This window comes from Paenibacillus sp. SZ31 (genome assembly GCF_012912005.1).
GTDB lineage: Bacteria > Bacillota > Bacilli > Paenibacillales > Paenibacillaceae > Paenibacillus.
In genome coordinates this window covers 306,053-331,766 of the sequence record NZ_JABBEA010000001.1, presented here as the reverse complement: position 1 = coordinate 331,766, position 25,714 = coordinate 306,053, and the positions used below count along the sequence as shown (strand labels likewise).

Here is a 25,714-nt window from a genome sequence, read left to right as displayed (position 1 = left end):
TCTATAGCGGAAAGGGATTGTCATCATGGAAATATTTATTGCCGTACTTGTGTTATTGGTCCTGATCGGTTTATCCAATATTTTAAACCGGTTTGTACCCTTTATTCCCATTCCGCTCATTCAAATCGTGCTCGGTGTAGCCATAGCTTTGCTTCCCGCAGGTGTTCATCTGCCTTTGAATCCGGAATTGTTTTTTGTGCTTTTCATCGCACCATTGTTATATAACGATGGTAAGCGAACACCAAGGAATGAGTTATGGAATCTGCGTGCACCGATACTTCTGCTTGCGCTAGGGCTTGTATTCGTGACAGTAGTCGTGGCGGGATATGCCATTCACTGGCTGATTCCAACGATTCCGTTACCTGCTGCATTTGCACTTGCGGCCATACTGTCCCCGACAGATGCGGTAGCCGTAGGTGCCATGGCGGGTCGGGTACATCTGCCCAAAGGCATACATAGGCTTCTTGAGGGTGAAGCATTAATGAATGATGCATCTGGCCTCGTGGCCTTCAAATTCGCGATTGCAGCCACGGTTACAGGTGTATTTTCCCTGGCGAATGCAACCTTCAGTTTTATTCTGATTGCGATTGGCGGACTTCTCGTCGGGGCATTGTTATCTTTTCTGTTAATCAGGCTCGGGGTGTGGATTCGCAGGCTGGGCATGGAAGATGTAACCATTCACATGCTGCTGCAAATCCTGACTCCATTTGTCATCTATCTGGTGAGTGAAGAGATTGGAGTATCGGGCATTTTGGCGGTCGTAGCAGGTGGTATTATTCACGCCATTGAGCGTGACCGCGCAGAATCGGTTCAGTTGAAGATGCAGGTGGTATCTGCGAGCACATGGTCTGTCATTTTATTTATCCTGAACGGTCTGGTGTTCGTCATTCTCGGCGTACAGGTTCCGGATGTGCTGAGTACCATTTTTGAAAATGTTTCGTTTAATAACTTGCAAGTATTGGGATATGTGGGGCTAATCTCGGTGCTTCTGCTGGTTCTGCGTTTTCTCTGGATCTATCTGTTCTGGCAGGGTAATGAATTGCTGCGGACCAAATCCTCTATTGGCAGACCGCGATTCAAGGAAATTACGATTATTTCCCTCTCCGGCGTGCGTGGGGCTGTGACATTGGCGGGTGCCTTTTCCATTCCCTACGTGCTTCAGGATGGATCGCCCTTCCCTGAAAGGGATCTTATTATTTTCCTGGCGGCAGGGGTTATTCTCTTCTCCCTGATTGCCGCGAGTGTGTTTCTTCCGGTTCTGGCTAAGGATGATGGTAAATCCACAGAAGAAACACCGCAGAAGTCAGAACGGAAAGCACATGACATTATGCTGAATGCGGCAATACGAGCTGTAAAATCCGAAATGAACGATGAGAACAAAGCTGCAGCACTGGCGGTTGTCTCCGACTTGTCCAAGTACATCAGGCAGGCCGCAGGTCAGCTTACCGCTGGTAAACGCAAAGATATTCAGAAACAAGAAACGGCTATCAACCTGATTGCCACCCGCGCGGAGCGTAAAGAAATCGAAGTGATGCTGGACGAAAATGCGATTGCTTCTGATGCGGCCTTCAAATGTGACAGCTGGCTGGATCGCAAGGAAATGATGCTGGCTAATCGCACCAATACTCAATTTATGACCTCGGTCAGCGAGATTGGGCGTGTGTTAGGACATCTGTTCACCAATCGGTCCCAGAAACCAAGCCAACCTTTCATGCTTGAAAATGCAGAACTGTTCCGTCAGGTGAAGCTGCGCACCTCTGAAGCGGCAATTAAAGCCATCCGTGCCCATATAAATGATGGTAATCGAGTGGTAGCGTTGTCGGTCATCGCGAAGTATGAGCGGGTGATTGCCAAATTGCGCACCTGGAACCAGGGCATAACGGAAGATCCGTTCAATCAGGAGAAGCTCGAATTGCAGATGGTGGCGATTCAGGAACAGCGTAATACGGTGCAACAACTGTATGAGAACGGCGAAATTAATCGTGATGTGGCAGCGAAACTACGCCGGTTTATCAACGATGTAGAAGCCACTGCGTTGAAAAACACTTAATCCGATAAACCCGATATTTTAAATATGCTAAATGGTTTGATATAATATGTAACAAGAAACACGCATCATTACAGAAATGTACTTATATCGATCAGTGAAGGAGAGATGAGACATGGCAGAACAACAAATTCGGTTGGGCAAGACGGATCTGATCGTGAATCCCATTGGACTGGGTGCGAATGCAGTAGGAGGACATAATATCTATCCGGACATGCTGAATGATGAGACGGGTAAGGAAGTGGTTCGTACAGCCTTGAAACAAGGCATTAACTTTGTGGATACGGCGTACATCTATGGACCGGAGCATTCCGAACGACTCATTGGTGAAGTACTGAAGGAAACCGGTCAGCGTCAGAATACCATCATTGCAACCAAGGCGGCCCATAAATTTGTAGATGGCAAGATTGTCGTGGATAACTCACCTGCTTTCCTGAAAACGGCTGTAGATGAGGCGTTGAAACGTCTGCAAACCGATTATATTGATCTCTTTTACATCCACTTTCCGGATGAGCACACGCCGAAGGATGAAGCAGTAGATACGTTAAAACGGTTGAAAGACACTGGCAAAATTCGGGCCATTGGTGTATCCAACTTCTCCATCGATCAGTTGCGTGAAGCCAATAAGGACGGGCATGTAGACGTACTGCAATCTGAATATAATTTGTTCAAAAGAGATGCGGAGAAAGAGCTGTTGCCGTATACGGCTGAGCATAACATTTCTTTTGTTCCTTACTTCCCTCTGGCAGCGGGACTGCTGGGCGGGAAATATAATCGTGATACAACCTTTCAGGATGGACGTTCAAAGAACCCGCTGTTCACAGGTGAAGCTTTCATTGAAAATCTCGATAAAGTTGAGCAACTGCGCAGCATAGCACAATCCAAGGATGTTGAGGTCGCTCATCTGGTTCTGGCCTGGTACCTTACTCAGCCTTCTATTGATGCATTGATTCCGGGTGCTAAGAAACCGGAGCAAGTGATTAATAATCTGAAAACATTGAATGTAGAGCTAACTGCTGAGGAAATCGCCGTTGTGGATCAGATCTTTCGTTAATTAGTTCAGGTGAATCGGGAAATGCTAACAGGGAGTTTACGTATGAAGACAAAGTGAGGACACAACATGAACCTGAAGGCAGCCCGATTCATCGGATTGTTCACGCTGATTATTGTGCTGGGCAGCAGTTCTGCCTATGCGAAGCCTGTACAGAAGAACCGTCAGTATTATGAGGAGCGAGGAGAGATCGTGTGGGAGGTTCCCACACAGGATAAACTCATCGCCCTGACGTTTGATGATGGACCGGATCCGATTCAGACCCCGCAGATTCTGGCATTGCTCCAGCAATATCAAGCCAAAGGAACCTTTTTTGTACTTGGAAAATGGGCAGAGAAATTTCCTGAACTGATTAGGCAGGAGCAGCTCGAAGGGCATGAAATCGCCAATCATACGTATGCGCACACGTATGCAGTCCGGTCAACAGGTGCGGACAAGTACATGAAGGATATGAACGCAGCGGAAAATTCCATCATTGAAGCAGGGGCGGAGCGTCCCCTGTTGTTCAGGCCACCGGGCGGCTACTACAATGACATGGTCATTCAGGCTGCCAAACAAAAAGGGTATACCATTGTACTCTGGTCCTGGCATCAGGATACACGGGACTGGGCTTCTCCAGGTGTATCGGCTATCGTTAACAAAGTGTTAAAAAACGCACGTAATGGGGATATTGTACTTTTTCACGATAAGGTGGAAGGCAAGTCGCATACGGTAGCAGCACTCAAAACGATTCTGCCTAAACTGCAGCAGCAGGGGTACCAATTCGTGACGGTGTCTGAGCTACTTGCTGTGAAGGCACGCGAAGCCGCGAAGGATGGAGCTTCACCGTCTTTGTTGAAGCAGGTACAGCCCTAAACATGGTAATTCAATCAAAAGCCGCAGGCCTCGAGATGTAGAGACCTGCGGTTTCTTTATATTGGTTTCCATGTAGCCCCATATAAAACGTTGAACCAGAAGTAGGAGGTTGTTGCCTGCATAGCTTTCGTTTTGAAACCAAAACGTCTACAATAGATGAAGCTTTGTGTTTAAGGGTTATATAGTATACAAGATATGAATTAACGACATAGAGGAGAGCGAACATAATGAATGGACAACAACGTGTAAATATTAAACCAGGTCTGGAAGTGGACATTGTGCTGAAGCAGGATCAAGCTACAGGTAAGCTGACACGGGGCATTGTTAAGGATCTGTTAACCAAGTCACCTACGCATCCACACGGAATCAAAGTACGACTGACGAGCGGCCACGTGGGACGTGTGAAACAGGTCATTGCAGGAGGCGCGAACTAACTGTGGCCCAAAGCGGGGAGATGATCACTACCGCAGATGTAATGGCACATCTGGCTACAGGTAACGAACGTCAGCAGGACGCATACCGCGTGTTAAAGAGTAGTGGACTGCTAGATATATTAGCTGACTACCACCCATATCCGGCCGGGACGGTACCGATTGATATTGATGTTCCAGGCAGTGATCTGGATCTGCTGTGTTATGCAGAGGATCTGGATGCCTTTGAAGCTGAGATGCATGATCAGATCGAAGCAGTCGGTGAGTTTCGATGTATTCGTGGGGATGGGAATCTTCCAGACCAACGTCCTTATGTGACTTGTAATTTGCAAGTGGGACATTGGCCTGTGGAGATTTTTGCCCAATCCGTGCCAGTCAACAGGCAGAATGCATACCTACATATGCTCGTGGAGTGGAGATTGTTACAACTGTGGGGAGACGCGGGACACCTTGAGATCCGCAGACTGAAACAGGCAGGGTGGAAGACGGAGCCTGCATTTGCTTCTGTACTTGGACTACAGGGAGATCCCTATGTGAATATGCTGCATCTGGCAGAGATGAAGCGTGAAGATCTCTGGAACTGGGCACGTTCACGCACGTCTTTATAAACGCTTCAGCATAACCTTTGATCAGATCAAAAAAATGGCTACAATCGTAGTTACCGTGAGTCCCAGTAGTACAGGCTTCAGGTTGCGTCTTGCAAGTTCAAAAGGACTGACTCCGCAGATCGCAGCAGCAGGAATCAATGCCCATGGAATCAAAGTTCCCCCACCTACCCATATGGCTGAGACCTGCCCCAGTGCGGTCAGCACAGGTGCGGAATCTGCCGAACCTGCAAACATGGACGCAATCGAGCCAACCAGGGAAATCCCCGAGAATCCCGAACCATCCATGCCCGTGACCGCTCCGGTCACCGTCATCGTAATGGCGCCCACTGTACCATTCAGTGGCACCAGTCCAGCAAGTGCAACCCCGAGATCATTCACAATCCCGTGTGAACCTTCAGGAAGAGGATTGTGGAACAACTCCGTAATCGCAGCATCTCCCAGATAAAAGAACGCGGCTATTGGAATAACCGGGCCGAATACTTTGAATCCGAACTGAAATCCTTCTATTAAATAGTTAGTCGTTTCCTCTGGTCCCGCATGTCGATGTGCGGCAAGGGTGATGGCGATCAATATGACCACAGCCGTCCCGCCAATCAGTGCTGTTGCGTCACCGCCTTGCAGCTTCAATACAAACATCAGAATCACATCCACTGCGAATAACAGAGGGATAAGCAGAGCGAATGCTTTTTGCAAACGAGGTGACATGGCTTGATGTTCAACAGGCAGATTGCCAGGTAGAGAAGTAGACACAGCCTCTGATGAGGATGAAGGTTCCGTTGTCACTGTACCTGATTTCATCTCTTTGCGCAGCATCCAGAAGGCTGTAAGTGTAGATACCGTTCCCATGACAATGACCAGAGGTATGCTGGCCGTCATGACGGAAGTAACCGGTAGACCCGCCGCATCAGCCGTAAGTTTGGGAGCCCCTTGAATAATGTAATCCCCCGACAGTGCAATCCCATGTCCGAACAAGTTCATGGCAATGGCAGCTCCAATCGGAGGAAGTCCCACTCGCACCGCTACAGGAAGCAGTACAGCACCAACCAGAGCTACGGCCGGAGAAGGCCAGAAAAAGAGCGATACAACCATCATGATCAGTCCAATTCCCCAATATGCCAATTGAGGAGAGCGGATAAACCGGGTGACAGGTGTCACCATGACCTCATTAATGCCAGTTCTGATCAGAACACGGCTCATCGCCACAATGATCGAGATGATGAAGATCGTACTTAGTAATTCTTTCGTCGCATAGATAAAACTGCTGAAGATTCCAGAGACTGACCCGCTTAAGGTTTCCGTTGCCAGAAGTCCAATGGTCATAATACCTGCGACACAGATGATGGTGGTGTCCCTGCGCCGGATCATTACGGCAATGATCAAGACGATAAATGCCAGATAGACATAGTGTAACGAAGTGAGTTGAATATTCATCGAACAGGCCTCCCTACATCCTGGTGATAAACCCGAGGAGTGATATATCGTATGCATGTCAAGATCGGGCGTTCGTGGAGTCTGGGGCTTGCCGCAGCATTTATTTTCAGGGAGAAGCTTCTGAGCTATAAATGAAGGATTTTTTTTACAACTGGAGAATTTATTACAATATGAAGCGCGTTATCCAAACTTGGAGCGGATAGAAGTCACCAGAATTGACATGTGCAGGTCACGGGACCGCATAGACAATGGCAAGCAGGGGTGACTACAATAAACATGCCATCATAAGGAAGAAATTAGAAAAAAAGCACGCTATGTTAAATGAAAAGGGCGGGAATCCTTAATCCATGAATGTGATCCGTTCACTGCGTTTTAAATTTATTGTGGGTCTTACACTGATCATGCTGCCATTATTCATGCTGCTCTATTACAACAACGTCTACGCCATGAAAGTCGTACGTGACAAGGTATCTCTCACCAATATGAATCATCTTGCCAAGAGTGTGGAACAGAATGAACGTGTATTACAGGAGACGAATCGGTATTTATATAGTCTGGGCGAGCGGGACCCGGATATTATATCCCTGTTTTTTCTGGAATACGGCAGTGGGGATTATATCATTGCGAAGCAACGCATTATGAATAAATTCATGACAGATATCGGTTTCTATAATCTAATCGATTCTTTTTTTCTATATGATGCCGTTAATGATGATCTGCTGCTCGCCACTTCGGGCAATTATGATGTCAAAAAGTCGGTTGTGCAGGAGAGTATGCCGGTCCAGATGCAGCAATTGGAAGGGGATATCCAGAAGCCCGAATGGAGCATCGTGCGTGGGGGAACATGGAATGCGCTGGTGAAAACGGTGCGAATCAACCAGCAGTTCTATGCAGGCGCGCTTGTTGATATGAATGCACTGAATCACACACAACAGTTCACAGAATCCGGTGACAGAGGAGGCGCAGTCATTGTTGGAACCGACGGTGGGGCATTATCGGATTCCACATTGAATACTGCACAGATTCAGCTTGCATCGGCACATCTTCCCGGCCTGAAGAACCCGTATCAGGTCATCTCTGAAGTCATGAACAAGGGAGAAGCACGTCAATATTTGATGCTGGGTATTGCCTCAGCCATGTCCGAGATGAATTACATCGTGCTGCTGCCTGAGGAAGATATGATGCGTAACCTCCCGTTCTTCCAGCAGATCATTCGTCTTCTTCCCATTGGTGCGGCGGTAATTCTGGTTACTGCACTGATCTTTTTGCGTCAACTGTTATTCCGTCCGATGAATTCACTGATCCGAGGCATGAGAAGGGTGAGTCGCGGAGATCTCGATGTGAAGCTGGAGCCGCCATCCTCCTCGGAGCTTGAATTTATGACACGAAGCTTCAATCAGATGACCAGCGAGATCCGTCATCTCAAGATTGATGTGTATGAGGAACAATTGCGGACACGGGAGGCGGAGTTCAAACAATTACAGATGCAAATTAATCCTCACTTTTATTTGAATTCACTCAATATAATTCATAGTCTGGCTTCTTTGAAAAAGCATGAGCTAGTGCAGCAGATGGCTGGGCATTTGGCTGATTATTTCCGATTCAGTCTGCGTGCAGGCAAACGTGTTATTCGTCTGGATGAAGAGCTGGAGCACATTCGTCATTATTTAGAAATTCAGAAGCTGAGGTTTCCAAGCCGATTGGATTTTGAACTGGATATTGAACCGGATCTCGGAAAGTATGTGATTCCGCCATTAACGATTCAGCCCTTTGTGGAGAATGCCATTATTCACGGATTTCAGCGGCGAACGCAGCCATTTGTCATTCGGATTGTGGCTTGCCATGGGAAGATGTTATCCGGTCAAATCGATGAGACGGTACTTCAACTGATGATTGTGGATAATGGTGTCGGATTTGATGAGGAACTGCTGGAACGTCTACAGCAGGGACAATACGCTGAAGACCCGGGTGGACAGCACATCGGTATATGGAACGTGGCTCATCGGCTGTTAGTGAAGTATGGTGATCAAGCCAGTTTGCAGTTTAGAAATGAGGCGGATAACGGCGCTGCAGTCATCATTGATTTACCCGCTCAGACCGAAGAGGAAGAAGGGGGAGCCCATGCGTAACCTGTTGATCGTGGATGATGAAGTGTATGCACTACAAGCGATGGTGGAAGGTGTTGACTGGCATGCGGCCGGCATTGACCAGGTGTTCAGTGCTTGTGATGCAGAAGAGGCGAGAAAGGTCCTGAAGGCAAGTGCCATTGATATCATGATCTGTGATATTGAGATGCCTGGCGAAACAGGGCTTGATCTGCAGAGCTGGGTGTTGAAACATGATCCAGGCATGCTGACCATTTTCCTGACAGGGCATGCATTGTTCGATTATGCTCAGACGGCAATTAAGCTGAACAGCTTTGATTATGTATTGAAGCCGGCTCCAGCGGATCAATTGATCAAGGTGGTAAGCCAGGCGGTGGAGAAGATCAAGGATGGGGAGCAGCGTACCCGTACCAACGAAGTTTATGAGACCGTATACAAACGCTGGAAGACCCATAAACCGCTCCTGACAGAACGTTTCTGGAAAGATGCCATCTCTCAGCGGATCACGTTAACTGAGCAACGGCTGCAAGAGCTCGCAGAATTGTATGGTGCCGAGATTGATCCACAGGCTCGTGTATTACCCATTGTGATCTCGGTAGAGGAGTGGGTGCGTGAATTCGATTTGCGCGATGAAGAGGTATTAGAATATGCCCTTCGTAATGCAGGAAGAGAGATGTTGCTTGGCGACAAGCCGGGTGAGGTGTTTCAGGATCATAGTGGATTGAATATTGTGCTTGCTTACGAGCAAGATGGCATCATACCGAGTGCGAGCGAAGTGGCAGAACGTTGTCAGGTGTACATTCAGGAATGTGGTACGTATTTCTACTGTAGGTTGTCCTGTTATGTTGGTGTCCCGGTGGCTGTAACGGAGCTGCAAGGCATGTTGAATGAACTGATGGATATGGAACGACGCAATATTAAGGAGCTTGAAGAAGTCTTTGTTTATGATGAGCGGGGCAGAGATCAGGAAGATCGCTTTTTGCCTATTCCGTGGTTTTCGGAGTTATCCATTCTTTTTGAGACGGGTAAAGTTGGGGATTTGCGCGAACGTGTGGATGAGATCTTCGAGTTGCTTGCTGCCCAGGAGGGATTGTCTCCTGAAATACTTCGTCTCTACTACCATGCGATGTTGCATGTGGTCTATCCGTTACTTCATCAGAAAAATGTATCCATACGCAGTCTGTATCCGGGGGAACGGGAGCCGGAAGAGAGTGTAGTCACAAGGTCGTTGCCACAGTTGAAGCTGTGGACGTCTGATCTGATAGATCGTGTCATCCCGGTGTTATACCCGGACGATCACAGTCCAATGACTATTGTGGATCAGTTATGTATTTATATCGAAACACATATTGGCGAAGAACTCATGCGAGAGGAACTTGCAGCTTTTGCCGGTTTCAATCCTGCTTATCTATCCCGTTTGTTTCGAAAAGAGAAGGGGATGTCCTTGTCCGAGTTTATCCTTCAAGGAAGAGTAGCCAAAGCGAAGACCTTGCTGTCCCAGTCCACCGTCAAGGTGACGGATATCGCTGGCAAGGTGGGGTACTACAATTACTCGCATTTCACCAAAATGTTCAAAAAGTGCACAGGTATCACACCACAGGAGTTCCGCAAACAGTCACGTACCGTATAACTCATGGCGCAGTATGCTGCGCCTTTTGTTTTGTTTATTTTGGCACTAAAGTCATAATTTGATAAGTTAACAGGTCACCACAGCAGATAGAGGTCTTCCTCGCCCCGCCGTATACTTGAACCACAGGAGCCGCAACGGAGCTTCATCCTGAGGAAGAATTCAAGAGGAGTGAGGGAGAACAAGTTATGAAGACACAACCCCAGGCGGGTAAGGGAGTACGGATATCGGAAATACAGGGAGAAACAGTCCGAAAGCGCAAGTCTGTATGGCACAATCTTGGCAAATTCAAGGTGCTGTATCTCATGTTCTTGCCAGGCGTCCTGTTTCTGCTGGTGAACAACTATATGCCGATGTTCGGCGTTCTGATCGCATTCAAAAATGTAAACTATGCTGATGGTATTTGGGGTAGCCCGTGGAGTGGATGGGACAATTTCAAGTATTTGTTCTCCACCAGTGATGCGTGGGAAATTACCCGGAATACAATCGCGTACAACACTGTGTTTATTGCACTCAATCTCTTTGTAGGTGTCGGGCTTGCTATTCTACTCAATGAAGTGAAGAACAAGGCGATGTCCAAGTTGTATCAATCGCTTATGCTATTGCCGTATTTCCTGTCCATGATTGTGGTCAGTTATCTGGTATTGGCTTTCCTCGGTAAGGATTCGGGATTCATGAACTCTACTATTCTTCCGATGTTCGGGGGGCAACCGATCGACTGGTATTCCGAGCCAAAGTATTGGCCTTATATTTTGCCACTGGTAAACACGTGGAAGAATATCGGATATTATGCCGTCATCTATCTGGCAGCTGTCGTGGGGATCGATGAAGAATATTATGAGGCTGCTGTGCTCGATGGAGCAACCAAATGGCATCAGATACGCTTCATCACCGTTCCGTTTCTCGTACCATTGATTGTGATTATGACGTTATTGCAAATAGGCCGTATTTTCTATGCTGACTTCAGTTTGTTCTATCAGGTTCCACTCGAGTCGGGAGCACTGTTCCCTGTAACGAATGTACTTGATACCTATGTATATCGAACGTTCCTTATCGGTGGAGATATCGGGATGTCATCCGCAGCCGGTCTATATCAAGCAATCGTTGGATTCGTGCTGGTTCTTGTATCTAATACCATCGTTAGGCGGATGGATAAAGATAATGCATTATTTTGAGAGGAGGCAAGTCAGCTGTGAAATCACGTGATCCACTAGCCGTATCGAAGCGTTCCGCATCCGTTATTCATGCGATGTTTCTATTCTACGCCATTGCCTGTGTCGTGCCGATCCTGCTTGTCTTCGCCATCTCATTCTCGGACGAGACAACAGTTATTGCAAATGGGTATAAGCTTATTCCAGAGAAGTTCAGCCTGACGGCCTATGAGTTTCTGTTCAGAGATATGGATCAGATCCTCCATTCATATGGTATATCCTTTATCGTTACCGTTGTAGGTACCATTACAAGTGTGGCTCTGACTGCACTGTACGCGTATCCGCTCTCGCGGAGAGATCTTCCTTATCGTGGATGGTTCGCCTTTTTCATCTTCTTCACGATGTTGTTCAATGGGGGTCTGGTACCTTGGTACCTGGTCTATGTCAACGTATTGGATCTGAAAAACTCCATACTGGCACTGATTATGCCACTACTGCTATCCCCATTCTTCGTACTGGTCATGCGTACATTCTTCGCGAACTCCATACCGGTATCCATTCTGGAATCGGCTCGGATTGATGGTGCAGGAGAATTGAGAACGTTTACACGTATCGTGCTCCCACTATCCCTTCCGGTCATGGCAACCGTCGCGTTGTTTAGTACACTGAACTACTGGAATGACTGGTACCTTAGTATGATTTTTATATCGGATAACCGGACGATCAGCCTTCAGTACCTTATGTACCGGACGCTGCTCGATATTCAATATCTAACAACCAACTCCAACGTCTCTTCACAGATTTCGTCGCAGGGTGGATTGCTGAATCTGCCGAACAAAACACTGCAAATGGCGATGGCTGTGGTCGGTATTGGTCCAATTGTACTGGCATATCCATTCTTCCAACGTTATTTCATCAAAGGTCTTACGGTTGGCGCTGTGAAGGGATAACTCTGGCCGGTTAGCGGAGTGGGCATGGTAAATGAAGATGGACTGAAAGGGCATATATAGAAGTTGTTATAGGTTTCATTGTGAATTGGGGCAATTGGCTGTACGGTTCAACACATGACAGGAGGGGTTCAATTGGTTAGATCATTAAAGGTATGGTCACGCATGATGGCAACGGTTATGGCGCTGAGCCTGGTGCTGGCAGCTTGCTCATCAGACAAAGGTGGAACAACAACACCTGCAGCCGAAGGCGGAGGAGCAAGTGAGGGTGGGGGCAAGCCCTATGAAGTGACGCTGTTCTACCCGGGGACACCACAGAAGGATGTCGCTCTGGTGGAAGCCGAGATCAACAAGAAGATGGAACCGAAGATCGGGGCCACGCTCAAAATCAATGCGATTGACTGGGGACAGTGGGATAACAAGTTGAATCTCATGATCTCGTCGGGCGAAAAATCGGACATTATCTTCACAGCTGCTTGGCAGAACTATACGGTGAATGTAGCTAAAGGTGCATTCTTGCCACTGAATGATCTGCTTGATGCGCATGGTCAGGATATCAAGAAAAACCTCGACCCTGCCTTTCTGGAAGGTTCCCAGGTGGATGGCGTGAACTACGGCGTTCCTACGAATAAGGAACTCGCTGCCACACGTGGTGTGCTGGTACGCAAAGATTTGGCTGACAAGTATAACTTGGACCTGACAGCTGTAAAGACTTGGGCTGATCTGGAGCCTCTGCTCAAAACAATCAAGGAAAATGAGCCAGCCATCACACCATTCTATATGTCCAATACCAATGGTAACGGGCTGTTGGAGAATCTGGATTGGGATTATCTCGGTGATGCTTCCGTACCTGGAGTCATCTCCAAAACAGCAGGCGGAACAACGGTGCTGAATGAAGTGGAGACCCCTGAATTCAAAGAAGCGGCTGAACTCGCTCGCAAGTGGTATCAAGCGGGATATATCAACAGTGATGCTGCGACTTCCAATGTGTTCCCGAAAGACCAGGCGAAGGCTGGAAAAGCATTTCTCTGGACGGATGGTATGAAGCCAGGCAAGGATAAAGAAGAAGAAGGGTATGTGGGTTTCCCACTGACTCAGATTGAGATGACACAGCCGACCATTACGACGGGTGATGCATCTGGAGCGATGCTCGCAATCTCCCGTTCTTCGGAGCAACCGGAGAAAGCGATGCAGGTCATTAACCTGCTGCATTCCGACAAGGAAATTAACAACTTGCTGAACTTCGGAATTGAAGGTACACATTTTGTGAAAAAAGACGGACAGGATAATATCATTGCTCTCCCTGATGGCGTTGATGCCAATAGTCGTACCTACAATCCAGGTGCACAGTGGCAGCTGGGTAACCAGTTCCTGAACTTCCTCTGGGATAATGAAGATCCACAGAAATGGGAAAAGTTCAAAGAGTTTAACGCCAAAGGTGTGAAGTCGCCAGCACTGGGCTTTACGTTCAACAGCCAATCTGTCAAAAATGAAATTGCGGCGGTCAACAACGTGAACAAACAGTTCAAGCCGGGTATGACATCGGGCGCTGTTGATCCGAACGAGATGATCCCGAAATATCTGGAGAAACTCAAAGCAGCGGGCATTGATAAAATTATTGCTGCCAAACAAGAACAACTCGATGCATTCTTGTCTAAGCAATAAATGATCGTCAGCCATGACAGTGAGACTTGTGTTACTACAAGCTCTTGTCAGCGGTGAATATGGAGGACGTTTTCGGTGAACAACCGATGACGTTCTTTTTTTATTGTTCCTTTTTGATTTGGATTGTTAATCATAATTAGGAAAAATATGATATAATCAGGTGGTTGATTGGGGGTGTTCGTGTGTCGAGAACCAGACTTGTGTTCTCTGGGGCTTTATTGCTTTTTGCTATCATCTTTACATTTAACCACCATCTTGGTTTTTCTGTTGGAGATACCATGCTGTCAGCAATAGGTATATCACCGTATACTACATCTTATTTAAGTGGGGTTCATATCACACTTTTCCTCGGATTGGGGATCTTTGCTTGTGGCTTCTACCTTACTCGCAAAGAGATTGGGAAGTCGTTCCCGGGTCTTGCGAAAGGCTTATGGATCGTAGTTCTCGCTATCGTTCTCAGTTATTCGTACATGACGGATAAATGGATGTATGTAGCCAAGTGGGGAGCTAGCGGCATTGAAGGTGTATCTTATGTACAGAATGCCAGCTCCTGTACCTTTAACGTGCTGAAAACGGGTGAGACCCGAGCAACCTGTGATCTGACACTCAAAAATTACGGTAGGGATAACGTCTCCGCCGTGCTATTGCCTGATCTCGCGCGCAGTTACAAGTTTAAGGACGACCCACTATTGGAAGCCTTGCAGTCTGTCCAATTAAGGCCAGTACATATTGAGATTGAACGCCATGGAACATTTAGGGGCGAGTTGAATTTTTACGGGGAAGCGGAATCGCCTCTGCTCGTCAGTGGAAAACTTATGGATATTGTGCTGGATGTAGGCGTAGATGGAGTGAATACGGTGTTTAATTACAATATTCCATAGTTAATATGTATAGTAAAACAGAATGATTACATAAACAGAAGTAGAATAAGGTTGATTTGAATAGAAAGTTGAAAGACGTATGTTGAAATCTGATCGAGAGTGGGCTAATCGTCCGCTCTTTTTGTGCGTGAAAGTTGCAATTAGTGCAGAAATATTGGTTTTGTCTCCTTCCCCCTACAATTGGTAACGCTTACGCTAGATAATGGGAATCAGTTTGTCTCAAAAAAATAGTTTGTCTTTACCGCTTACATCATTACAATTAATGTCACGACAAATAAAGACAAGGTGAGATGAAAAGATGTCATATCGGACAAACCTGTTCTCCAAAATGGTCATTCTAATTCTGATTATGCTAATTCCAGTTGTGCTTCTGTACTGGTACTCCAATCACAAAACGACGGCTGTTCTCAGAGATGAGTTGAATCGATCTAATAGCAACCAGCTTGAATTTTTCCAAAATCAGGTGAATACACACATTGAGCTGTTATCCTCATGGCCGAACCTGCTCATACACGATCCTGATATTGCCAGCTTCCGAAGAATTTATGCGGACAGTAAATATTTTGATCTTGATGCTATTAATTTGGTTAAGCGTATTCAAAATAAGCTGAGTATTCAGGAGAGCTCATCCAATTGGGCAACAAAGTTATATCTGTATTCCCCTTCGCTGGGCAGGGTGGTTTCCGAAAGGGATGCACGTTCTTACGATAAGCAAGCGTTAAGGGAGAATATCATTTCCGGCTGGGATGTACGCAAAATTCAGGATGGGGAAGATGATCGGTTCATGTTTAGCTGGATTACGGTATCTCCATACGGTATTAAAGACCCGGTTAATAATGCGGAAACGATCATTAAACTGGAGTTTGATAGTGACAACATTCGGGATATGCTCGACAAATTCAAGGATGATGGCAGGCATGATCCCTTCTATTTCCGTGAAGAATCGGGAGTTATCTATAACCGGACTTCAGATCGTTCACTAACGAATCAGTTGATGGAAGAACTGTCCATCCATAAACTTCAGGACGTTGATAACCGTACAGTGGTGATCGGGAATGAGCCTTACATGGTCAACGCTGTAAAATCCAGTACAACAGGCTGGTATTTGGTCGACTATATGCCGCTATCAGATATTCTGAAGCCCATTCATCAATCCAACATGCTGTTCTATTCTTCCATGATTTGTTTGTTGTTGATGAGTTTTGGTGTGGCGTACTTGTTATATGTTCAGGTGCAGGTGCCTGTAAAACAACTCATTCGGGGGTTCCAACGGTTGAAGCAGGAGGATTATTCCGTAAGGATTAAGCCGAAGGGCCGCAATGAATTCAGTTTTCTGTCCGAACGTTTCAACTTGATGGTGGAGCAGATCCAGCAGTTGTTTGAACACGTTTATCTGGAACAGATTCATGTGCGTGAAGCCCGGTTGAAGCAGCTGCAATCGCAGATTAACCCGCATTTCTTCTATAATTGCTTCTCCTTCATTACGAGTATGGCGAAGCTGAAGCGCATGGACGCCGTTGTAGCAATGTCGCATAATCTCTCGCGATATTATCGGTATACAACAAGACAGGAGCGAGATCTGGTACCTTTGACAGAGGAGATTGAATTTGTCAGCTGTTATCTGGAGATTCAACGGATGCGTATGGACCGCATTCATTACAAGCTTGATCTGTCCGACGAGATGCTGAGACAGGAAGTACCACCGCTGATCGTGCAGCCACTGGTGGAGAATGCGGTAATTCACGGTATTGAAGCGGATGCGGAAGCTGGAGAAATAAGAGTATCCGGGGAAAAACAGGGTGGTGTCATGGTTCTTGTGGTAGAAGATGATGGGCAAGGTATGACGCAGGAGGCCCGTGAGGCGCTTCTGAATAAGCTCAGGGGAACAATGGATCAGGAGATGGGCTGTGGCCTGTGGAATGTGAATCAGAGACTCCAGCTTCGATATGGGGAGCAGGCAGGGATTGATATAACGGAATCGGAACTTGGTGGATTACGCGTTACATTATCGTGGCCTGCTGAGCAGGAGTATCTTCTGGAGAACGAAGGATGAACATCTGGAACATGTAGCGCATGTTGAACCATAGAATCCATTGCAGAATGAACGAGATAGGGAGTGACTTGCTTGATAGATATACTGCTGGTAGATGATGAAACGTATGTAACAGAAAGTCTGGAACTCACGATCCCCTGGGGAGAACTTGGGGTAACGACCGTGCTGCGTGCAGCTTCCGGTAAGGAAGCATTAGAGATTATGGAGGAAAATGCAGTAGATATCGTGGTCACGGATATTCGAATGCCTGGCATGTCGGGACTGGATCTGATTGCAGAGGTAACCAAGCGCTGGTCTCATATTCGTTGTATTTTGCTGACGGGTCACAGTGATTTTGCTTATGCGAAGAAGGCCATTCAATTGCAAGCGGCTGATTATATTCTCAAACCCGTAAACGATGATGAGTTTATGGGATCGGTCTCAGCAGCCATTACATCTCTTCGCGATGAGTGGGATGAGTTCGATAAATATCACCGGCTCTTATACAGTCGGAAGTCTGACTATAAGATTTTACGGGAAAATCTCATGCATGATCTGCTGCTTGGGCGTGAGATCACGGCGCGGGCACTTCGGGAACAACTGCAACAATATGAGATCCATATTGATCCGGAACAATCGGCAGTGATGATGCTGATTCGCCTTACAGGACGCTTCTCGTCAATGGATCAGCAGTCTCTGGATCTAATGGATTTTGCGGTAGGTAATATAGCGGAGGAAGTGCTCGGAGAGCACTTTAACGTGTGGTTTGGTCGCGGCCCCCATGAGTGTCTGGTTATGTTTTTACAGAGTCAGGGACAGATTGAAGCTCCGCAGATGAACTTGGAAACGTTGAGAATCTCTGCTGAAACCTTCCGTGAGCATGTCATTCGATATTTGCAGGGAGATCTATCCATGGTGGTTACACCTTCATTTCCATTTAATGAGTTGACAGCAGCTTATCGAAAAAGTCTGGGTTCCCTTGTCCTTTTCGGACCGGAGGAACACCAGATTATATACATGGACATGGAACAGGCACTCAGCAAACGACCGGAGAATGATGCGACGCAGGCCCTCGAAGAGCTGTACAAACCGCCTGTACTTCCACAATTGCTTGAGACCAAGCAATGGGAAGCGGCAGCACGCAAGCTGAACACGGTCTTTGACGCGGCAGAGCAGGTGCGTTTGTCGAGAGAACATGTGTATGAGATGTATCTGTCAGTAACCAATGCATTTATGTATATCGCTCATAAACAGGGACATCTGGTGCATGAGATTGATCATGCGGGATTCGATCTGCTCCTTGCTCATCAACTGATTCAATCGCCCGAGAAACTGCGGCGCTGGGCCACCGAGATGTTAGCGAAGCTTCAGGCAGAGTTGTCTGATCAGGAAGGTGTGCAGAGCCGCAGACATGTGATCAAGCAGGTTCAGGAACTGGTGACAAGAGATACAGGACAGGATCTGTCGGTGAAGATGATCGCGGACAAGGTATATTTGCACCCCGTATATCTATCGAAGATTTACAAGGCAGAGACAGGGGAAGGTCTTGGAGATTACATGATTCGTATGCGTATGGAGCGTGCGCTGTATCTGCTCAAGAATAGCAATAAAAAAATATACGAGATTACAAGTGAGCTAGGTTATCAAAATCCGCAATATTTCAGCAAAATGTTCAAAAAGCATTATGGTATGACACCCAATGAATTTCGGGATCAGGCATAATTTCAACAACATTCCAGAATATAGGTTGGCAAAGGTGCAGAAATCTTGATTTCGTATCATAGGCTCAAAGGCCTGGTCAGCCTATAATGAAAGGGTAACCAAAACGATTTAAGGGGGAACAACATGAGAGCGCAATCAACGAAAAAGAGATTCTTGACGCTTCTCGCTACAACGCTGTGTCTAACTGTCGTTCTTGCAGGATGTTCAGGAGGCAGTGGGGGCGGAGATAGTGCCACACCAAGTACATCTGGAGCCCAAAACGAATACAAAGAAAAATATGATCCGGAAGTAACCATTACGACTGCATGGGGAATTGACCCTGAGCTGAAGTTTAAAAATGGTGAATCTATGGAAAATAACGTGGCAACCAAGTGGGCCAAGGATCAATTCGGTATTAATATCAGTTCACTATGGTCTGTAACGGATACGAATGGGGCATTTGCAACCAAACTTCGTTTGGCGATGTCTTCTGGTCAAGATATGCCTGACATCGTAAACGTGGGTGATAATCTGCTTGCGCAGGATCTGATTGATTCCGGTATGTATCAGGAAGTCGGTCCACTGTTCGACAAATATGCTTCGGACACATGGAAAAAAGCGATGGAGCAAGATCCTAACGTGTGGAACCAGTATAGTCGTGATGGCAAAAGAATGGGTATCCCTGTTCTGGACTATGCATACAACAATGATTACTTGCTCTGGATTCGTCAGGACTGGCTGGATAAGCTGAAGCTGGAAGCTCCAAAAACAATCGATGAGCTTGAAACCGTAATGGATGCATTCAAAAACCAAAACCCGGATGGATTGTCTCCGGATAAGGTCATCCCGCTCAGCATTGGCTTCAAAACATCCATGAACACATGGATGGGAGACCCATCCTGGATCTTCGGAGCATACGGAACATTGCCGTTCCAATGGAATCTGGCTGCGGATGGCAAGCTGGAGTATGGCTCCATCAATCCGGGTATGAAGCAAGGTTTGACCAAATTGAGCGAATGGCTCACAAAAGGTTATATCCCGCAGGAAGCAGCTCTATGGGATGAAAACAAAACAGCAGAACCAGCAGTTGCAGGTACAGCCGGCATTATTCCAGGTCCTTACTGGATGAGCGGATGGCCGCTTCTGGATACCGTGAAAAATGTACCAAGTGCTGTTTGGAAACCAATTGAGATTCCAACGGGTCCTGAAGGTAAAGCGATGCGTCACGGAACACAGTTCGTTAATGGTGTTACGTTGATTAAGGCAGACATGGAACACCCCGAAGCCTTCTTTACGTATCAGAACTACCTGTTCGACAATTATGCAGATCCAGCACCAGGAAGCCAGTATGATAACGGTTTGTTTGAGAAATATGATTATCAACTGGACGCTAATGGAAAACAAATGCCGATTGACGAGATCGAAGGCGGATACGTGAACGTTGTACGTTATTTGCTTGTTCGTGACGGTGCTCGTATTCCAGATGCACAGATGAAAGCGCTTCTGAATTTGGCGGATGGCAAAGAGCCGGAAACGAAGCTGGAGAAAGATGTTGCTGTAAACTATGGTAAAGAAACGCCAGCGGCAGCAAAAGTGTTGCTGAGCCAAGAAGAAATTTCATTCAAAAACATGTTCACAGGTCCGACAACGCAGACGATGAAATCCAAGCTGGACTACCTGAACAAAATCGAGAATCAGGCATTTAACGAAATTATCTATGGCAAAAATCCGGCTGATGCGTTTGATACCTTTGTACAAACGTGGAAATCCGGAGGCGGTGACCAGATCACGCAAGAGGTCAACGAATGGTATGACGGTGTGAAAAAATAGTTTGAAGCAGCGCCCAGACGATCGTCGTCTGGGCGCTTTTTTTGGTTTATTCAAGCTGAAGCAAAGTGGTTGAATTTGTGCCATTTATATTGCTTTTATGTGCTGTTTGGACCCTGTAAAAGGTTGATATAATCGCATTATAAGCCACTCAGGGAGTACTTGAGTAGGAAGAAATACAGGGGGAGCAATCATGAGAACTTTGAAACGCACTTGGCCATTCCACGTTATGCTGTTGCCAGCCATTATCTTTCTGATCATCTTCAGTTATGTGCCTATGGGCGGGATTGTTATGGCATTCCAGAATTACAAGCCATGGCTTGGAATTAGCGGCTCCGAATGGGTCGGGCTGGACAACTTTAGATATTTGTTTGAACGTGAAGATAGCTTACAGGTCATCTGGAACACATTGATTATTGCTGTACTTAAATTGATTTTTAACTTATTCATTCCGTTTGTTTTCGCCATTCTTTTGAATGAGGTTCGCAAGATGGCTGTACAGCGAACCATTCAGACACTTGTCTATTTACCTCACTTCTTGTCCTGGGTCATTCTGGGCGGGATTTTGATAGATCTGCTGTCAACCGGAGGGTTGGTGAACCGGGTTCTCGGAACTTTTGGACTCGGACCATATTTCTTCCTCGGAGACAACAGTTGGTTCCGATCTACGGTCATTCTGACAGATGTGTGGAAGGAATTTGGCTATAACATGATTGTCTTTTTGGCTGCCCTTGCCGGAATTAATCCAGCATTGTACGAAGCAGCGGAGATTGACGGAGCAGGACGTTGGAAACAGACACTGCACATTACAATTCCTTCGCTCGTGCCGATGCTGATGGTTGTAGGAACGCTGGCTCTGGGTAACGTACTGAATGCCGGATTTGACCAGATTTTCAACCTGTATAACCCGCTCGTATATCAAACGGGTGACATCATTGACACATTCGTATATCGTTCTGCGATGCAAAATGGTGAGATGGGCTTCGCAACAGCGATCGGATTGTTCAAATCAGTCATTAGTATGATCTTGATTCTCGTATCTTACAGCTTAGCCAAAAAATACGCTGGATACCGCATATTCTAATCGAATGAACAGAGAAAGAAGGGACCACGATGTATCATAAATCATTGCCTTATCGCGTGTTTAATATAGTCAATACCTGCTTTCTGATTCTGATTGCCATCATGTGTATCATACCGATGGTTCACGTACTGGCTGTATCTTTTAGTACGAAGGCTGCTGCCGATGCCAATCTGGTTAATCTCTGGCCCGTAGGTTTTTCACTTGAAGCTTACAAAAAGACGATGAACAATCCGATTTTCTTGAACTCGCTCTGGATTTCACTGTTACGTACAGTGATTGGTACAGCGATTACCTTGCTGATTACATTCTTGGCGGCATATCCATTGTCCAAAGAAAATAGTGAGTTCAAAGGCAGAACGATCTACTCCTGGATTTTCGTATTCAGTATGATTTTCAACGGAGGACTGGTTCCGTTCTATATGGTTATCCAGAAAATCGGGCTGATGGATTCCTTCTGGGTACTAGTACTCCCAGGGGCAGTTAACACATTCCTTGTCATCCTGATGCTGAACTTCTTCCGCGGTATTCCGAAAGAGCTGGAGGAAGCGGCACTGATGGATGGAGCCAACCATTTCAGAACATTGTTCAGTATCTTCCTGCCGATCTCCTTGCCGTCGATTGCAACTATTGCATTGTTCAGCATGGTGTTTCACTGGAATTCATGGTTTGATGGATTGCTCTATATGAATAATGCCAAGGATTACCCACTTGCTACATTTATGCAAACGGTCATTATCGGACGTGACATGAGCAGCATGAGCATGAATCCAAAAGAGATGGAATCTCTCTCTCAAACGACGGTAAGAGCAGCTCAGATCTTCATCGGCAGTGCACCAATCTTGATTGTGTATCCGTTCCTGCAACGTTTCTTTGTTAAAGGTATGACGTTGGGCTCAGTTAAAGGCTGAGCCTGTATCACAAATTAAATGGAGGCTGATACAGTGAGCAACTTGGAGGAGAAGACATTCGTTCTGGGAATGGACGTATCTTTTATGGATGAGATTGAACAACATGGTGGGACCTACAGTGATGTGGACGGCAAGGAACAAGACTTGCTGTCCATCCTGAAGCTTAATGATGCTAATGCGATTCGGCTGCGGATATGGAATGATCCTGTAGGGGGGTTCTGCAATCTGGAGCGGACGGTGGCGGTAGCCAAACGGATTAAGGAACAGGGCTTGCAGTTTTTGCTTGATTTCCATTATTCCGATCGGTGGGCTGATCCGGCTAATCAGTGGAAACCAAAGGCGTGGGAGAATCTCTCCTATGAGGAGCTTCAACGTGCGGTATGCACGTATACCGCTGATGTCCTGAGAACATTGAAGGAACATGATGCTCTTCCAGACATGGTGCAGGTCGGCAACGAGATTACACCAGGCATGTTATGGAATGAGGGACGTGTTGGTGGAGAAGAGCATGACACGGATGAACAGTGGGAACGTTTTGCAGGTCTTGTAAAGTACGGAATTGCTGCGGTCAAATCCGTTGACGCGGATATCCAGATTATGATACATATTGATCGTGGTGGAGATAACGCCGAGAGCCGCAAGTTCTACGATCGATTTGAAGCGCTGGGTGTGGAGTTCGATATCATTGGACTCTCGTATTATCCTTGGTGGCATGGCACACTCGACGCGTTACGTGACAATCTGCATGATCTGGCTGAGCGTTATGGCAAACCCGTCAATGTCGTTGAAACCGCTTATCCGTGGACGCTGGAACAGCCAGAAGGCATTGAATGGATTTTGAATCAGGAAGAATTGTTGTTGCCAGGATACCCTGCAACTGTAGAAGGGCAGACCAAGTATCTGAAGGATCTGTTGCAGATTATTCGTGAAGTTCCTGGTGGTTTGGGTCATGGATTCTATTATTGGGAACCTGCCTGGATACCAAGTAAAGAAGAATGGTCCGTCGGACATCCGAATAACTGGGGTAACCTCACAATGTTTGATTTTAAAGGTCGTAAGTTGGAATCGTTTACAGCACTCGCTTCTGTAGAAGAATCAGATACAGAGACATACGTGTAATAACTCACAAGTTCGCAAGTTGTATCTGACGTAAAACAAGACGTCAATATCGTTGTATCCAATAAAAATGGTATTCAAAAGCAAGGGAGTTGTCCTTATGACATACAAATTTCCACCGGTAAGTTCCAAAGCCCCGCACATGTTGCATGGCGCAGACTATAACCCGGAGCAGTGGCTCCGCTATCCTGAAATTCTGGAAGAAGATATTCGCTTGATGAAGCTTGCCAAGTGTAACGTGATGTCCATTGGTATCTTCTCTTGGGTATCCCTTGAGCCGGAAGAAGGCGTATATACGTTTGAATGGCTGGATCAGGTGTTGGATCGTTTTGCAGCTAATGGCATCTATGCCTTCCTGGCTACACCAAGTGGTGCGAGACCTGCCTGGATGTCTGCCAAGTATCCAGAGGTGCTTCGTGTCTCCGAGAAACGTGTACGCAATCTCCACGGTTTCCGTCATAACCATTGCTATACTTCCCCGGTATACCGTGAGAAAGTCACTTCGATCAATACAAAACTGGCAGAACGTTATTCGGATCATCCGGCTATTATCGGCTGGCACATCTCTAACGAGTTCGGTGGAGACTGTCATTGCGATTACTGTCAGGAAGCTTTCCGTGGTTGGGTTCAGAAAAAGTATAAGACACTCGATGAACTGAATCATTCGTGGTGGACCACATTCTGGAGTCACACGGTTACAGACTGGAGTCAAGTCGAGTCGCCGGCTCCACACGGTGAGACACAAGTACATGCAATGAACCTGGATTGGCGCCGTTTCGTTACCGATCAGACAGCTGATTTTATCGTGCATGAAACGAAACCATTGAAAGCTCAGAATCCAGATCTGCCCGTCACAACGAACCTGATGGAATTTTACGGCGGTCTGAACTATTGGAAGTTCGCCGATATTCTGGATTTCCTGTCTTGGGACAGCTATCCAACGTGGCATGATGCAGATGACGATGCAAAACAGGCCTCCCGGATCGCAATGATGCATGACATCGTTCGTTCCATCAAAGGTGGACAGCCTTTCTTGCTGATGGAAAGTACGCCAAGTTCAACCAACTGGCAAGAGGTTAGCAAGCTGAAAAAACCTGGTATGCATCTGCTCTCTTCTCTCCAGGCAGTGGCACACGGTTCCGATAGTGTACAGTACTTCCAGTGGAGAAAGAGCCGGGGGTCCAGTGAGAAGCTCCATGGCGCAGTGGTAGACCATGTTGGAACAGAGCACACTCGCGTGTTCCAGGATGTGACGGACGTAGGTACGGCTCTTGAAGGCATGGAAGCTATTGTAGGAACAGCGGTTCCGGCAGAAGTCGCGATCATATTCGATTGGGAAAATCGCTGGGCCGTTAATGATTCACAGGGTCCGCGCAATATCGGTGTGAAGTATGAGCAGACGGTGGAAGAGCATTACGAAGCGTTTTGGAAAAAGGGAGTTGCTGTAGACGTTATCGATATGGATGCAGATCTGTCCAAGTACAAGTTGCTGATCGCTCCAATGCTCTATTTGGTACGTGAAGGTGTCGGCGAACGCATTGAGAAGTTTGTGGAACAAGGTGGTACGTTTGTAGCGACCTACTGGTCTGGAATTGTCAACGAAAATGATCTGTGCTTCCTGGGTGGATTCCCAGGCCCACTCCGTAAGACACTTGGAATCTGGTCCGAGGAAATTGACGGACTGCATGATCGTGATCTGAACGGGATCATTCCTGAGCAGGGCAATGAGCTTCAGCTCACTACAGCATATGATGCAATTGAATTGTGTGATCTGATTCATCTGGAAGGTGCGAAGTCACTGGCTACGTACCGTTCTGACTTCTATGCCGGACGTCCAGCATTGACGGTTAACCAGTTGGGTTCAGGAAAAGCGTATTACGTGGCGACACGTCTGAAAGCGCCATTCTATGATGATTTTTATGCACAGTTAATCACTGACCTGAACATTGAGCGTGGACTTGAAACCGAACTGCCTTCTGGTACAACAGCACATACGCGTACAGATGGTACGGCTGATTATGTGTTTGTACAGAACTACACACCAGATGAGAAGCTGGTTGAATTAGATGGACAGTCCTATACGGATCTGCTCAGTGGTGATGCTGTGGAAGCCAGTCTCAGCTTGCAACCATACGACATTCGTGTCCTTCGCAGACCGGCTTCCCGGAAATAATATACATTCCATTTATAATTGAATAAACGAAATAGTATAAGAAGAGATTGCCCTGAACACCTGTTATCGGTGTT

General features: G+C 46.7%; 19 protein-coding genes. 18 read left to right on the top strand and 1 reads right to left on the bottom strand.

What is annotated here, in order from left to right; all coding sequences use genetic code 11:
* Positions 1 to 25 precede the first annotated feature (25 nt).
* The 5 genes from HF638_RS01540 to HF638_RS01520 all read left to right on the top strand — a co-directional run bounded on the left by HF638_RS01540 (position 26) and on the right by HF638_RS01520 (position 4,992).
* Entirely contained in the window at positions 26 to 2,050 is a 2,025-nt protein-coding gene (locus HF638_RS01540; protein WP_169478579.1) for a Na+/H+ antiporter, read from the top strand.
* Positions 2,051 to 2,162: 112 nt separating this feature from the next.
* Positions 2,163 to 3,101, top strand: a complete 939-nt coding sequence (locus HF638_RS01535; protein ID WP_169478578.1) for an aldo/keto reductase — start codon at positions 2,163 to 2,165, stop codon at positions 3,099 to 3,101.
* Between the two features lie 66 nt (positions 3,102 to 3,167).
* Positions 3,168 to 3,953, top strand: coding sequence for a polysaccharide deacetylase family protein (locus HF638_RS01530; RefSeq protein ID WP_169478577.1), 786 nt, complete (start codon positions 3,168 to 3,170; stop codon positions 3,951 to 3,953).
* 227 nt (positions 3,954 to 4,180) lie between these two features.
* Entirely contained in the window at positions 4,181 to 4,387 is a 207-nt protein-coding gene (locus tag HF638_RS01525) for a YwbE family protein (RefSeq protein ID WP_169478576.1), read from the top strand.
* A gap of 2 nt (positions 4,388 to 4,389) precedes the next feature.
* Positions 4,390 to 4,992 (top strand): DUF4269 domain-containing protein, encoded by a 603-nt coding sequence (locus HF638_RS01520; RefSeq protein WP_169478575.1) that lies wholly within the window; start codon positions 4,390 to 4,392, stop codon positions 4,990 to 4,992.
* A gap of 21 nt (positions 4,993 to 5,013) precedes the next feature.
* Here the strand turns inward: HF638_RS01520 and HF638_RS01515 are convergent, their stop codons facing one another.
* On the bottom strand, positions 5,014 to 6,423 hold the full coding sequence (locus HF638_RS01515) for a hypothetical protein (protein ID WP_169478574.1): 1,410 nt from the start codon (positions 6,421 to 6,423) through the stop codon (positions 5,014 to 5,016).
* A gap of 347 nt (positions 6,424 to 6,770) precedes the next feature.
* Between HF638_RS01515 and HF638_RS01510 the strand changes: the two genes are divergently transcribed.
* From HF638_RS01510 to HF638_RS01450, 13 genes are all read left to right on the top strand, one after another.
* On the top strand, positions 6,771 to 8,552 hold the full coding sequence (locus HF638_RS01510) for a sensor histidine kinase (RefSeq protein ID WP_169478573.1): 1,782 nt from the start codon (positions 6,771 to 6,773) through the stop codon (positions 8,550 to 8,552).
* Positions 8,545 to 10,158, top strand: a complete 1,614-nt coding sequence (locus HF638_RS01505) for a response regulator transcription factor (RefSeq protein WP_169478572.1) — start codon at positions 8,545 to 8,547, stop codon at positions 10,156 to 10,158. The genes HF638_RS01510 and HF638_RS01505 overlap by 8 nt, the downstream gene beginning before the upstream one ends.
* A gap of 185 nt (positions 10,159 to 10,343) precedes the next feature.
* Positions 10,344 to 11,330: an ABC transporter permease gene (locus HF638_RS01500; RefSeq protein WP_169478571.1), complete on the top strand. Its 987-nt coding sequence runs from the start codon at positions 10,344 to 10,346 to the stop codon at positions 11,328 to 11,330.
* A gap of 17 nt (positions 11,331 to 11,347) precedes the next feature.
* Positions 11,348 to 12,256, top strand: a complete 909-nt coding sequence (locus HF638_RS01495; RefSeq protein ID WP_169478570.1) for a carbohydrate ABC transporter permease — start codon at positions 11,348 to 11,350, stop codon at positions 12,254 to 12,256.
* A 132-nt stretch (positions 12,257 to 12,388) separates the two neighbouring features.
* Positions 12,389 to 13,918: an ABC transporter substrate-binding protein gene (locus HF638_RS01490; RefSeq protein WP_169478569.1), complete on the top strand. Its 1,530-nt coding sequence runs from the start codon at positions 12,389 to 12,391 to the stop codon at positions 13,916 to 13,918.
* Between the two features lie 182 nt (positions 13,919 to 14,100).
* Positions 14,101 to 14,799, top strand: a complete 699-nt coding sequence (locus HF638_RS01485) for a hypothetical protein (protein WP_169478568.1) — start codon at positions 14,101 to 14,103, stop codon at positions 14,797 to 14,799.
* A gap of 298 nt (positions 14,800 to 15,097) precedes the next feature.
* Positions 15,098 to 16,852, top strand: coding sequence for a sensor histidine kinase (locus HF638_RS01480; RefSeq protein ID WP_169478567.1), 1,755 nt, complete (start codon positions 15,098 to 15,100; stop codon positions 16,850 to 16,852).
* Positions 16,853 to 16,924: 72 nt separating this feature from the next.
* A complete protein-coding gene (locus HF638_RS01475; protein WP_169478566.1) occupies positions 16,925 to 18,553 on the top strand; it encodes a response regulator in 1,629 nt (542 codons plus the stop codon).
* Positions 18,554 to 18,676: 123 nt separating this feature from the next.
* Positions 18,677 to 20,362 (top strand): type 2 periplasmic-binding domain-containing protein, encoded by a 1,686-nt coding sequence (locus HF638_RS01470; protein WP_169478565.1) that lies wholly within the window; start codon positions 18,677 to 18,679, stop codon positions 20,360 to 20,362.
* 190 nt (positions 20,363 to 20,552) lie between these two features.
* The gene (locus tag HF638_RS01465; RefSeq protein ID WP_169478564.1) at positions 20,553 to 21,443 is read left to right on the top strand and encodes an ABC transporter permease; all 891 of its coding nucleotides are present in this window, start codon (positions 20,553 to 20,555) and stop codon (positions 21,441 to 21,443) included.
* 29 nt (positions 21,444 to 21,472) lie between these two features.
* Positions 21,473 to 22,351, top strand: coding sequence for a carbohydrate ABC transporter permease (locus HF638_RS01460; protein ID WP_145319165.1), 879 nt, complete (start codon positions 21,473 to 21,475; stop codon positions 22,349 to 22,351).
* Between the two features lie 33 nt (positions 22,352 to 22,384).
* Entirely contained in the window at positions 22,385 to 23,470 is a 1,086-nt protein-coding gene (locus HF638_RS01455; protein WP_348982054.1) for a glycoside hydrolase family 53 protein, read from the top strand.
* 97 nt (positions 23,471 to 23,567) lie between these two features.
* Entirely contained in the window at positions 23,568 to 25,640 is a 2,073-nt protein-coding gene (locus HF638_RS01450) for a beta-galactosidase (protein WP_169478562.1), read from the top strand.
* The last annotated feature ends 74 nt before the right edge of the window (positions 25,641 to 25,714 follow it).